At 57.4% G+C, this 12,354-nt stretch carries 10 protein-coding genes; 4 read left to right on the top strand and 6 right to left on the bottom strand.

The annotated features are described in order from the left end of the window. Window positions 1-13 precede the first annotated feature (13 nt). Entirely contained in the window at window positions 14-1,015 is a 1,002-nt protein-coding gene (locus VK574_RS02610) for an ankyrin repeat domain-containing protein (protein WP_472798248.1), read from the bottom strand. A gap of 778 nt (window positions 1,016-1,793) precedes the next feature. Here VK574_RS02610 and VK574_RS02605 point away from each other — a divergent pair. After that, on the top strand, window positions 1,794-3,080 hold the full coding sequence (locus VK574_RS02605) for a serine hydrolase (protein WP_472798247.1): 1,287 nt from the start codon (window positions 1,794-1,796) through the stop codon (window positions 3,078-3,080). 340 nt (window positions 3,081-3,420) lie between these two features. On the opposite strand, the gene VK574_RS02600 is transcribed toward VK574_RS02605, so the two are convergent. Beyond that, entirely contained in the window at window positions 3,421-4,794 is a 1,374-nt protein-coding gene (locus VK574_RS02600) for a hypothetical protein (RefSeq protein ID WP_472798246.1), read from the bottom strand. Window positions 4,795-4,973: 179 nt separating this feature from the next. Between VK574_RS02600 and VK574_RS02595 the strand changes: the two genes are divergently transcribed. Further along, window positions 4,974-7,346: a winged helix-turn-helix domain-containing protein gene (locus tag VK574_RS02595; RefSeq protein WP_472798245.1), complete on the top strand. Its 2,373-nt coding sequence runs from the start codon at window positions 4,974-4,976 to the stop codon at window positions 7,344-7,346. Window positions 7,347-7,794: 448 nt separating this feature from the next. On the opposite strand, the gene VK574_RS02590 is transcribed toward VK574_RS02595, so the two are convergent. Beyond that, window positions 7,795-8,700 (bottom strand): Rad52/Rad22 family DNA repair protein, encoded by a 906-nt coding sequence (locus VK574_RS02590; protein WP_472798244.1) that lies wholly within the window; start codon window positions 8,698-8,700, stop codon window positions 7,795-7,797. Window positions 8,701-9,016: 316 nt separating this feature from the next. On the opposite strand from VK574_RS02590, the gene VK574_RS02585 reads away from it, so the two are divergent. After that, window positions 9,017-9,283, top strand: a complete 267-nt coding sequence (locus VK574_RS02585) for an NAD-dependent epimerase/dehydratase family protein (RefSeq protein ID WP_472798243.1) — start codon at window positions 9,017-9,019, stop codon at window positions 9,281-9,283. A gap of 198 nt (window positions 9,284-9,481) precedes the next feature. Beyond that, complete coding sequence (locus tag VK574_RS02580) at window positions 9,482-10,096, top strand: NAD-dependent epimerase/dehydratase family protein (RefSeq protein ID WP_472798242.1); 615 nt, start codon at window positions 9,482-9,484, stop codon at window positions 10,094-10,096. A 66-nt stretch (window positions 10,097-10,162) separates the two neighbouring features. On the opposite strand, the gene VK574_RS02575 is transcribed toward VK574_RS02580, so the two are convergent. The 3 genes from VK574_RS02575 to VK574_RS02565 form a co-directional block, all read right to left on the bottom strand. Next, window positions 10,163-10,351, bottom strand: a complete 189-nt coding sequence (locus VK574_RS02575) for a hypothetical protein (protein ID WP_472798241.1) — start codon at window positions 10,349-10,351, stop codon at window positions 10,163-10,165. Between the two features lie 601 nt (window positions 10,352-10,952). Beyond that, window positions 10,953-11,423: a single-stranded DNA-binding protein gene (locus VK574_RS02570; protein ID WP_472798240.1), complete on the bottom strand. Its 471-nt coding sequence runs from the start codon at window positions 11,421-11,423 to the stop codon at window positions 10,953-10,955. Between the two features lie 24 nt (window positions 11,424-11,447). Next, complete coding sequence (locus tag VK574_RS02565) at window positions 11,448-12,350, bottom strand: hypothetical protein (RefSeq protein WP_472798239.1); 903 nt, start codon at window positions 12,348-12,350, stop codon at window positions 11,448-11,450. Between the last annotated feature and the right edge of the window lie 4 nt (window positions 12,351-12,354).

Here is a 12,354-nt window from a genome sequence, read left to right as displayed (position 1 = left end):
TCTTCTAATTCCTCTAGCAGAACGCGCTCGTCACATCCGCGCCCAGATCGAGCAGCACTCGCACCACTGCTATCTGGTCGTGATTCACTGCCAGGGTGAGCAGGCCACCGTTGCGAGACGTACGCTTCAGCGGAGCAGGATCGGCGGCAATCACGGAGCGCACCTGCTCCACATCGCCGAGCGCGACGGCAGCAGCAATAGTCATCTCCGCGCCGTGATCGAGGAGTAACTTTGCAGTCTCGGGAAACCGCCGCCCGGAGTTGTCGTAGGGACCGGCGGCATCGGCTGCACGATCGAGCGGAGTATCGCCCCGAAGATCCTGCTTGCGAACGTTGGCCCGGCGTTCCAGCAGCCACTCCACCAGCTCCACATTCGCCATGTGCGCAGCGACGTGCAGCGGCATTGCGCCGTCGCGGTCACATGCCTGAATGAGCGACCGATCTTTTTCCAGCAGCCCAATGGCCGTGGCCGTATCGCCATGCACGATGGCCGCGCTGATCTGGTCCTGCACCGGGGAGACAGTGGCGTTGGGGCAGCTCATCTCCTCGCGGCGCAGACGCTCTTCTTCCTCGATGATGGCAACGATCTCTGGGAATCCGCGGTCGCGGGCCAGCACTAGCGCTGACGTTGCATCGCGGTGTGGAAAGACGCCCTTGTGCGCGTCGGCTCCAGCCTCCATCAGCAGCTTCACCATGGGCGCATCGCCGCGCATCACGGCGTAGTGCAGAGCACGACGCTCATCTCCGCCCGCTCCGTCCATCCCAACCAGCTCCGGCCGCAAGGCCAACATCGACCTCACCTGCGCCATGTCCCCCGCATTTACTGCATCAGTGAAGCGCGCAACGGTCGCGCCATCGACAAAGGCTTTGAGCTTCGGCCAGCTCTCAAAGCCATAGGCCCGGGCGAGCACCCGTTGCGCATCATTAAGAGCGAAATGGGAGGGATTTGGGTTGCGCTCGAACTGACGTACCTCAGCAACAGCAGCTAGCTCGCCAGAGCGAAATCGCTCAAGCAATTCTTTTGCTTGCTTCCTAAGCTGTTCGAGACTTGGATGTTTTGGAAGGAGGCGAGGGGACGCAGATGCGGAATGTGAATCGGACATGACAATCTCCCTTGATCGCTGCCCGGCGTCCGCGTAACGGGCTCAAAGAAGATGATAGGAGCGTGTTGGAGACATCTGTTGTCGATGGGCTCAGCCCTACCCGCGGACACGGAGGCGTCCGATACGCCAGTTCCAGTATAACGCCAGCAGTTTTCCAGATCATCTTGTTTGCGTTGATGCATGACTGAAATCCAGAAAACCGATTTAGATTGTTGACTTCAGGCCAAACCGCGTTTCCAGCCAGAAACCCGCTGGAAATTGATACTCGGCGATTAGGCGCTCATAGACGCAGAGATCGCCAGAACCAAAGCGCGCCTGCCGCGACCTATATCACCTTCAGGGTGCAAAGCAAACTGGCGCGACTGTCACGGTTCAACTCCGTTCGCAGTCTTCCTTTTCGGGAACACTTTGGCATCGGTAGGTGTCTAATAGCTATGTAGTATTCTATAGGCCGATAGCAGCGTCTCCGTTTGTCCGATGCTAACCATCCAGGGCCACAGGGGTCGGGTGACGAGGGGAAGTGATGCATAAACATTTGTGGTTTTCGCTAACGGCCAGCTTATTTGTCCAGTGTGCGATCGGTCAAACTGACGGCTCCGCGGCGCGTCACGAAAAGGCTGTGGAAGAAAATCTCCGCTACTTAGCCGTGATCAAAGGTCGTCCTGATCCAGGAATGTCATTGGAGGATCAGATGTTGCGTCTGCATGTGCCGGGTGTGAGTATCGCGGTGATTCACGACAAACGAATTGATTGGAGCAAGGGCTACGGGGTGGCGCGCCTCGGTGGACCGACTGTTTCTGCGTCGACCTTGTTTGGCGCTGCGTCCATGAGCAAGCCGGTGACCGCCATGGCTGTTCTTCGGCTTGTGCAGGAGGGCAAGATCGATCTCGACGTGGATGTAAACACCTATCTGAAGAGATGGAAGATTCCGGCCAATGAGTACACCAAGAACCATCCCGTCACGGTTCGGGAGCTGCTAAGCCATACCTCGGGCATCGGAACACATAATGGCATGATCTACGATCCGGATAAGGGCGTGCCGTCCATGCTTGAAGTGTTGGACGGAAAGCCCCCGGCAACGACAACTCCAGTTCGCGTGGATTCGGAGCCGGGTAAAAAGTATGCGTACGCCAATGGCGGGTACATGATCCTCGAACTCTTGATTACCGAGCTTACGGGTAAGTCTTTCGCAGAAGCCATGAGAGAGTTAGTGTTGGCGCCTATTGGAATGATACACAGCACCTATGAAGCATCGCTGTCTCCCGCGAAAGCAGCGGCCGCGGCAATGGCCTACGACGAGAGTGGGACGAGCGGAACCGCGGCTGCACATTTTGTCGAGCCAAACGCAGCGGCCGGCGGATTGTGGACCACAGCCACCGACTATGCAAAGTTTGTGATCGAGCTGCAGAAGGCGTACGCGGGAGAATCTCACCGCGTGCTCGATCAGAAGATGGCACAGATGATGGTGACTGCAGGCCTGGGGCCATCGGAGAGCATCCGGTGGGGTTTGGGCGTACGCGTAGGAGGAACCCAGCCGCATATCTACTTCGAGCATGGCGGGTCTGCAGTCTTTCAATGCGACATGGTGGGGTATCCCACGGGAGACGGAGTGGTCGTGTTCACCAACGGCGGTGGGGGCGGCTCGCTCTCCGACCAGATTGTCCGGAGTGTTGCGCAAGCTTACGCGTGGCCGGATTTCCAGCCGCTTGAGCATACAGTGGTACCCGTGGATCCATCGAAGTTCGGGCACTATGTTGGAACCTACGATTTCATCAAAGTCACCCAGGATGGGAGCCATCTAATGGCCGAGATCCCGCTCGGATCAAAGGCGCAGGAGTTATTTCCGGAGTCCGAGACCCAATACTTCCTTCGCGATGTCCCAACGCGCGTAATCTTCGACGTGAACCCGGATGGAAGCGTTACGGGGCTAGAGTTCATCACCACCTACGTTCAATGGCACAGGGAAAAGACCCCATAGACCTCTCAGTCTCTGGGGTCCACCGCCAGAACTTCGTCGGCCCGTTCGAGAAGTATGGATTTAAGTTGTTGCGAACAGGGCAAATCACGTTTCCAGACCTCCAGAGCGTGGAAACGCGGCTTGGCGATTTCGCATAAAGCGAGAATTCCTCTCCGTGGCAACGGGTCGGTCATCATCAGTCCAATAGGATCGTCGTTGGTCGGCAACGGTACTTCTATACCCGACTGCATCACCTTTGAAAACGAAGTTGCCCTGTAGAGCAGGCTAGGTTGGTGCTCAAATCGACCTAGCCCACTATCTACCCGATGCTGCGCTCGGTGGTCACACGATTAAGCTGAGCCTAGTGATTGGCGCGGCCCAGCTGGTCTTGAAGCAGCTTCCGAGCAGACTCCGGCAGCTGAAGCTTCGTGCCATCGCTCTTGTTGTCTGGTTGCAGATAAGACCCGTCGCCATCCTCTTCACACCACTGGTTAGTACTTGTGTGCCTGCATGGTGTGGCGAGAAAGCCGTGAATCTCCTGAGTGATGAGATCGAAACCGAAGCCTGTAATCTGGCCGGAATCGTTGATGCTGTTGGCAAGCAGGGGAATAAACTGCGTGTCAGGGGAAAGAAGTGTGCTAAGGGGGGTCAGTACGCCTTTCTTCCAAAGGAAGGGATGCGAGTCGCCAGTGAGCAGATCACCGTTGACCGAACCCCCGACGACTTCATCTTCGCTGTTAATGCCGAGTCCGGCGCTGTTTGTGTCACCCTCGAGTCGGCCCAGATCCACCATGCCGGTCTCCCTCGTCCAGATGAAAGCTTCATCGTTCATGTTGCCAGAGCGAACCGCGGTCCCGACCACATGGTTCCGATTGTTGACGGCGAAGGCAATATTCCCAATCCCACGTATTGCGGGGTTGGCCTTTCCACCAAAATCGCCGAGATCGTGTGGCGTGCCGTACTGATCCCAGAGCACGGCATGAGCGCCGCCTGCAAAAGGAGGAAGCTGGGTATCGGAGCAATGGCCAGTCGTACCGACCGCCACGCCGTTGTCGTTGATCCAGAAAGCCTCACCAACTGTGTCGCCTGCGAGCGGCTTGAGTTCGTGGGCCTTTCCTTGCCTTCCGTCCCATACCACTGCCTCGTAATCCAGAACCTGCGGTCCGCTGCCGTTGATGGCGACGCCAGCGGAGCAGTCGGGGTCACGCTTCCCAATCTCGGAGATGCCAGGAATGTCTCCCCGATTGTTGACGTTGTTGCCCGCCGTGCCATTGTTGCCGCCTAGCAGCGGAAGCTGTGTCATGGTGCCAAATTGCCAGAGAAACGGCTTGCACTTCAGCCCCGTGCCATAGGAGCAGAAGTTCTCATTGTTGGGATCTGAGGCTTTCGTCTCCGCTTGGCCCGCCACCTGTCCCCGGTCGTTGATGCCGAACACGCCGTTATTGGGCCCTCCCAGCCCCGGTACGCCGATGTCCAGTTTGGATCCCCGGAACCATAGCGCCGCGTGCTGGCTTCCATCTGCAACGGTGGAGACGCCGCCCACCAAGCCCCATTTCGCGAGAGCGCCCGCCTGGCTGAACGAGCCGCCCGGTAAAGTACCAAGATCACGAAGCGTATATCGAGGAACGTGTACTGCGTTTGACTGTTCTGGTTGCTGTGCGACCATATTGGCCGACATCACGAGCACCGCCGAAATGGCTGCGCCGCCGATCCTGCTTGATAGCTGAAAGTTCATTTGGTCTCCATTGCCGAGATTCTGGTGCTATTCTTTGGCGCAGGCTTCAGAAGCACCATGTGCAGGACGTGACTTGTGGGTGACTTCAACGTGATTTCGTCTCGCAACCGCGCATCTCTTGCGTGTAGATCTCGTAACGGCAGCCGTTTCGGGATCTACACGCTGCCGGAGCTCGCTTCATGGTGAGCGAGCTTCGAGGAATAGCCCTCCGTTTTGGTCCCTTCGAGTTGGATACCCGCTCCGCCGAACTCCGCAACCTCGGCCAAAAGGTCCCACTTCAGGAGCAGCCTTTCCAGATCCTGTGCCTGTTGACCGCCTCCCCCGGCGAGCTTGTCACGCGCGAAGACATTCGCCGCCGCCTCTGGCCCGATAACACGATCGTCGAATTTGAAAATGCCATCAACGCCGCGATCAAAAAGCTGCGCATCGCCCTCGCAGATTCGGCCGACGAGCCGCGCTACATCGAAACCGTCAAGCGCCGGGGATACCGCCTCATGGTGCCGGTCGAGCCCCTGCTGGCGGTCAGCAATATTCCGCAGGGAGCAGAACCCGTAGAGGCCTTGAGCCTCGAGTCAACGGCAATCCAGCCAACACCGGCCCCTGCAACAGCAAGACATTGGAAGGTCGCTGCCGGAGCCGCCATAGTGATCGGCTGCCTGGCAACGGGTTATGCCTATATTCGAAGGCCCACTTTGCATCCTCGCAACTTGGCCGGCAGAGACAAGATTGTGCTCGCCGACTTCTTAAATCGCACTGGTGATCCGGTCTTCGATGGCACGCTTCGCCAGGGCCTCCGCGTACAACTGGAACAATCGCCAGTCCTGAGCCTGATCTCCGATGAGCGCATGCAGCAGGCTCTGCACTTGATGGGTCAAGCGGAAGACGCGCCGCTCACGCCGGAGACCGCTCGTCAAATTTGCGCACGAACCGGAGGCGCAGCCGTCGTCGATGGCTCCGTCACCAGCATCGGAAGCAGATACGTGCTGGGGCTGCGCGCCAGGGATTGTCGCTCGGGCGAAATTCTGGCCGAAGAACAATCCGAAGCAGCAGGAAAAGAGGGAGTCCTCAACGCTCTCGGACAAATCGCCGTCAATCTCCGCACCCGCATGGGAGAAACGCAGTCGACGATAAACAGGTACTCAACACCGCTTGCCCAGGCCACAACTAGTTCTCTCGATGCACTCAAGGCTTACAGCGAAGGCTTCAGAGTTCTCTCCTCAAGCGGCTCGGCGGCCGCACTGCCTTTCTTCAAACATGCCATCGACATCGATCCTGGGTTTGCGATGGCCTATGCGCACCTTGGGATTGTTTACACCAGCATGGGTGAATCCGAACTTGCTTTAAAAAGCATTCAGCGAGCCTATGAGTTGCATGGCCACGTCAGTGAACCAGAGAAGTTCTTTATCTCCGTTTCTTATCATGAGCAGGTGACAGGAAACCTGGAACTTGCGCAACAGGTCTGCGAAGCCTGGGCACAGACATATCCCGAGGCCATGGAGCCGCACGGTTTTCTCTCCGGAGGTATCTATCCCGTGATCGGCAGGTACGACAAGTCAGGCGAACACGGCCTTAAAACCATCGAGCTCGATCCGGACTTCGCCATCGGCTATAACATCACCGCCCTGAGCTACATCGTGCGCGACCGTCTCCCCGAGGCGGAGAACACACTCCGTCAGGCGAAAGATCGAAAGCTTGATATCCCCGACTTCTTCGTCGACCGATTCGAGATAGCGTTTCTCAAGAATGATCAGGCAGCGATGGATCGCGAACTATCTTTAAGCCAAGGTCTTTCGGGAGTCGAAGATCTCTTGTTCAATCAGTCTGCCTTCAGCTTCGCCTACATGGGGCATCTCCAACAAGCTCGGCGCCGTTCAACCAATGCCGCTGTCATCGCAGGGCAGTCAGGCCAGACGGAGCGAGCCGCCTTGTTTGAGGCCGGCGAAGCGGTCAGAGAAGCCCTCTTCGGCAATGCTGCCGAGGCCGGCAAAACAGCGCGCGATGCGCTGAAGCATGGCAGGGATAAGGAAGTTGAGTACGGTGCAGCCTTCGCGTTCGTTCTCGCCGGTGATGCCCCTCAGTCGAAAATGATCGCCGACCAGTTAGAGAAGCGGTATCCCGAAGATACGTCGGTGAAGTTCAGCTACATGCCGACACTGCGGGCACTTCTCGCGTTGCACATCAATGACCCCGCAAAGGCGATCGACTCCCTGCAGATCGCCACTCCCCATGAGCTCGGAACTCCGCAGAGCGCCGACTACGGTTTCTTCGGCGCTCTGTATCCCGTCTATGCGCGCGGCGAAGCATTTCTCGCCGCTCGTCAAGGCATCGAAGCCGCCGCCGAATTCCAGAAGATTATCGATCATCCGGGCGTCGTGGTGAACGATCCGATCGGTGCCCTGGCCCACCTGCAATTAGCGCGAGCCCAGGTCCTCGCCGGCGACAGGCTCAAGGCGAAAGCCGCGTACCAGCACTTCCTTACTCTCTGGAAAAGCGCAGACCCCGACATTCCCATCCTGAAGCAAGCTAGAATCGAGTTCGCGAGCCTGCACTAATCTCTCTTGACTCGCTGCATGTAGCAAATAAGAAAAAGTGCCCGGGGTCGGTTCGATTGGCCTCGAAGACTACACAGCCAGCGGCCCGTCGGTGGTTCAAGTGCAGACTTCAGGCCAAACCACTCATCGACATCCGCTTACGTTCGATTGTCGGGATGACTCCTCGAAAACGCCCATGTCGCCGCGAACCAGTCTGGTTTGTTATGCGGCCAGGACCGCGGCTGGAGCCGGGCCCGGGTCCCATGGCTCTGGAATCAAGGGGACCAATCGAGTGATCTGCTCCGATCCGCAGAGTCCACAGCGCTGCCTGGCCGAAGTCGAGACTGTTTGGCAGTTTTCGCAATAGACGGCCTTCTCCACAGGAATGGCGACCAAGCCTGCCTCGCGGCGAATCATCACTACGTTGCGCATAAGACCTCCAGCGGGTCCAAGGTGGAAGTTCGTGCGATCAGGCGGCGGTTCGGGCCGCCTCGCGTTCAAGCTCAGCCACCAGAGTCTTGAGGCTTTCGAGTCTGGGAATCGTCGTCATGGACTCGATTCGCAACCTATCAAGGATCGCAATGAAGGATGTCTCACCAATCTGGTCGGCGAGAGAGTGTGCCTTGCTAAATCCGCGGGAGGCTCTCTCCATCGCCTCGGCAACATTGTCTTGCAACTGTGCATTCGGAATGGCGTTTGCTCGGCGTGCATGCGCGACGCGCCAGAGGATCTCCCCATAGATTGGATCTCCCAGGATCCGCCGAAATCCCTCAATCTTCACCGTTGTCATCTGATCGATCGGCCCCCGTTGCGCCGCCGGGGGGTGTGAGCCAGATGCAGGATGGCTCTTTGCGGGCACGCTCCCTTTGGGCAGCGCCCAGTTCGGGAGCTTTGGGAATTGGACGGGCTGGCGATATTCGTTGAGCGGCACCCACATTTCGGCGAAGTTGTACAGGTAGCGTCCCAGGCCGTAACAACTCGCGGCCCGTTTGAACGCCTGCGCTTCCGCCGTCGTCATTGCATTCTGTTCATCAGCCCATTCCTCTCCACTGCCCGTATGACAACCCAAGCCGGTGATCGTCAACGTGCAGGTCACCAGCACCTTGCCCGTCTGGATGAGCTTGTCCCGTCGCTTCCGGGTAACAGACGAAACCGTCGAGACCTGGTAGCTACGGGTCCAGCCCGAAGGAGTAAAGAGTTGGTTCAGCCTGTCGGTGTACGCCCGCGGATCAGCATATGCGATGACCGCTCCACGGCTGCCATCCCGATTTGTGTGCGTGACGCGCCACTTGATCTCCGAAGGATCAAAGGGCTCCGCCAGTTGCGTGAACTGAGTGTCCGGTTCTGGGTTCGGCTTCACATCTTCCGTTGTCATCGTCGTATCTCCTCAAATAGAAATGGCGCTTCGAAGAGCGCCTCAGTCGCCGTCGTGAAAGTCCATTGAAAGGGTTTTACGCGGTTTTCCGCAGTGTTCAGGTTGCTAGCCCAAGTGGCTGCAAACACTGTGCAATATGTGGCATTCTGGCTGTTCGGTTTCATTGTTGCCGCTGATATGAGGAGGGGCATAAGCTGAGCGGGATGCGTTTGGGACGATTCTCGGCCCGGCGGTGCGGTGCCTCTTTGGGCAATCCGCAGGATGCGGATGAGAGCGCGAGTGGCTGAATTGACTGATTCCAAACGAAGGGTATGGGATGTCGAACCACTTCAGTGAGCAAAGTCAAATTCTCCCTTACTCTCGCAAGCGAATCCTCGTGATCGGTGGGAACGGCTTCATCGGTCGATATCTGGTGCAACAACTGTGCGATTCCGGACACGAATTAACGGTTTTGCAACGCAGCGCCGATGGGTCCCCGCAGTGCCGGGGTACTTGCGATCCGGGGAGATCGGAACCGCCTTTCCGAATGCCGAACGCAAATCCAGCGATTCTCGCCGGACGTGATCATCGACTTGATCCTTAGCTCCGGAGAGCAGGCGCGGCAGCTTATGGACGAGTCCCGCGAATTTGTGAGGCGTGTGGTTGCGATCAGCAGCATGGACGTTTACCGCGCGTGGGGCGTAGTACACGGAAGCGAAACAGGACCCTTAGAGCCGTTACCACTGACCGAAGACTCACCGCTCCGGACCGTTCGACAGCTTACCCGCCAGAGACGGTAAAGATGCTGCAGAGCACATTTACCCGGCTTGATGACCATTACGACAAAATCGCGGTCGAAGAGGTAATCATGAGTAGTTTCTTCGTCTCGGGAACGGTGGTACGGCTGCCGATGGTATACGGTCCGGGCGATCGCCTGCATAGATTCTTTCCGCTGGTGAAACGCTTCGCTGACGGAAGACCCGCCATACTGCTTTCAGAAGAGTTGGCCGCTTGGCGTGGACCGCGGGGATATGTGGAGAACGTTGCCAATGCGATCGAACTTGCCGCTACATCGGACCAAGCGGCTGGACGTGTCTACAACATTTGCCAGGAACCTACGTTGTCGGAACTGGCATGGCAGAAGATGATTGCAAAGCGGGTGGGATGGAATGGGAGGTTCGTGGTGCTGCCGGGAGAGCAAACTCCAAAGCACCTTTTGCAGCCCGGCAATGCAGCGCAGCATGTTGTGGCCAGCTCTGAGCGCATTCGGGCCGAACTTGGATACAGAGAATCAGTGGAAATAGGCGAAGCGATAAACAGAACCGTCGCATCGGAGCGGAAACACCCGCCTAGCATCGTTGAGCCGCAGCAGTTCAATTACGATGCCGAAGAAGCGGCCCTCGCCGGTGAGAGATAAGGAAAGTTGTAATCCGACCACCGGCAGATTGCATCTTGTAGCCGGTTGTGAGCCGCCGGTAGTGTCCTAGTTCTGCGTTGCTGCCTCTTTACGAGGGGCTATTTTTTTGAAAAGGAAGACGATTTTACGGGTTCCAACTTGGGGCACCATCCTCGCTACGCGCCATCCCAGTTGATGTTTTACGTCGAGATATTTTCTAGCTTCGCTAATTGTCCAGGCATGAATCTCGTAATGACGAGGGATGAATTCTGGCATGGGATTCCTCCTGTTTCCCAGTAGGTATGATGCTAGGACTTCGACGTAAATTGCATCGGAGTGGCTTCACTTTTTGCACCTGATTGTCCGTATAATTCTGCCACGTGCCGAGTCTTTATTTCACCTGCCCGCATTGCGGCAAAACTCTATTGGCTCATTTTGAAGCGCAAGCCGCCGAGGATGATCCCGCTGCAACTGTGCCCATTGAATGCCCTAAACAGTATGGGATGGGATGCGGCTGGAGGGGTTCTCTCCCGATATCGCAGGGACGACCGCTGCGATGATGCCATTGGTTAGCAGCAACGCACTCTTAGGACACCACCTGAGCCGCTCGCCTTACCGATACGCCTGGTACAATCCGACCGCCGACGCCCCAAAATAACAATGATGTTCCGGTGAAAACTGGACACTGGTGCTAGCCCTGCTCTACTGAAGCCGAATCGGCGATAACTGGACACGAGGTGTACTTGGAATCTGGTTGTGTGCGCAAGTCGCGCCGGCCGTAGGCCGGAGTGACTTGCGCACACAACCAGACAAGAAATCGAATGCTCTCATCCATAGAGGGGAGAAAGGAAACTGAACACTCGCTCAAAACCCCGATTTAGAACGGAATATCGTCCGCCGTGATGCCCTGATCGGAGTACTCCTCGCCATTCGCAGGTTGCGCATGACCAAAGCCGACGCTTCCCGCTCGGGCATGACTTCTCCCATTGGAGGCCCGGCCTTCGTCTCCGGGTCGACCGCCCAGCAGTGTGAGGTCATGGACGAGAATCTCGGTTCGGTACTTCTTCTGGCCAGATTCCCGGTCATCCCACGTGCGGGTCTGAATCTTGCCCTCGATCAAAAGCTGCGAGCCTTTCCTCACATAATCGCGAATGATCTCGGCGGTGCGGTTGAAAGCGACGAGGTTGTGCCACTCCGTCCTGTCCTGCCAGTTTCCCTGGCCGTCCTTTTGGCGGTCGGCAGTGGCGAGTGAGAATGAAGCAACGATGGTCCCGCCGTTTGTAGAACGGATCTCGGGGTCCTTGCCCACATGGCCTAGCAAGATTGCTTTGTTGACACCTTTTGACATAGCCGTGCTCCTTTTGCTGAGGGTTCAGCTGCGCACGTGTTCGAGCGCAGCTGCTCGAGAGATTTCGACGTAGTCTCCGTTGAGGTACCGGTAAAATCTCTCTGAGTTCCGCCCAATGTTGAGGTAACGCCGCGTAAACCGATGCTTATAGAGCTCGATCTCTCCGGCGCAGCCCATATACATAAAGTTCTCCAGTTCCTTGGCCGGAACAGCACACTCAAGCGGAGCCCAATTCGGTTCGCCGACGGTAACCGCAACTTGATTGGGGTCTGTCATGCTAGTTGTCCCTTGTTCGTGATTGACCACGGTTGGGGGCACTCCGACGTGCGTGTGTTTGCAACCGATGCAGCAGGCGGCCGCTGTTGTCTTTCGGATCGCATCTTCAAACGATGGTGGGTAAGTCAGGGCTTCGCCGGCACGGCTATAAAAGATTGGAGCCAGCCTCCCGCGGAGCGCCCGATGTTCTTCCTTCCAGAGATCAACCGAGAGAACTCCATCCCTTCCACGAAAGAGCGACCTCGAGACTATCTGTGGGCGCGCTCGTTCCGGAACGCGCGACAAAGTATGGAACGTGATCGCTAGCTCCCAGGTCCGTTCGCTGCGAAGCATCTCAATGCGCACCATGCTTTCCGCCAGTAAGATGGCATGACGGCCATTCACGGCAATCGAGTGGATGGACTGAAGCCACGGCAGCGGCGACCCATTCTCCGCGACGAAAGCGCAGGCTCTCCCCATGTCGGAGACTGCGCCGCCCGATTCCACGCCGCGCAGTACATAGCGCCTGGCCAGGTGTTGGTGTTCCAGCGAGACTCCGGGCGCGCAGTAGATGCCGCGCTTTTGGAGCGCCTTGAGCGTGCCGAGCGGGAGTACGAGTCCATGACTAGATGCTGCACGTGGGGGCTTCGGTTTTTTCAAGACGTTTGTCATTCTC

Origin of the sequence: Occallatibacter sp. (assembly GCF_035317045.1) — a bacterium.
Classification (GTDB): Bacteria; Acidobacteriota; Terriglobia; order Terriglobales; family Acidobacteriaceae; genus Telmatobacter.
This window is presented reverse-complemented; position numbering and strand designations above follow the sequence as displayed.

Bases quoted from the DNA above. Each gene is read 5' to 3' on its own strand.
- VK574_RS02605 (WP_472798247.1), top strand. From the start codon at position 1,794: ATGTTGCGTCTGCATGTGCCGGGTGTGAGTATCGCGGTGATTCACGAC.
- VK574_RS02600 (WP_472798246.1), bottom strand. From the start codon at position 4,794: ATGAACTTTCAGCTATCAAGCAGGATCGGCGGCGCAGCCATTTCGGCG.
- VK574_RS02595 (WP_472798245.1), top strand. From the start codon at position 4,974: ATGGTGAGCGAGCTTCGAGGAATAGCCCTCCGTTTTGGTCCCTTCGAG.
- VK574_RS02590 (WP_472798244.1), bottom strand. From the start codon at position 8,700: ATGACAACGGAAGATGTGAAGCCGAACCCAGAACCGGACACTCAGTTC.
- VK574_RS02585 (WP_472798243.1), top strand. From the start codon at position 9,017: ATGTCGAACCACTTCAGTGAGCAAAGTCAAATTCTCCCTTACTCTCGC.
- VK574_RS02580 (WP_472798242.1), top strand. From the start codon at position 9,482: ATGCTGCAGAGCACATTTACCCGGCTTGATGACCATTACGACAAAATC.
- VK574_RS02575 (WP_472798241.1), bottom strand. From the start codon at position 10,351: ATGCCAGAATTCATCCCTCGTCATTACGAGATTCATGCCTGGACAATT.
- VK574_RS02570 (WP_472798240.1), bottom strand. From the start codon at position 11,423: ATGTCAAAAGGTGTCAACAAAGCAATCTTGCTAGGCCATGTGGGCAAG.
- VK574_RS02565 (WP_472798239.1), bottom strand. From the start codon at position 12,350: ATGACAAACGTCTTGAAAAAACCGAAGCCCCCACGTGCAGCATCTAGT.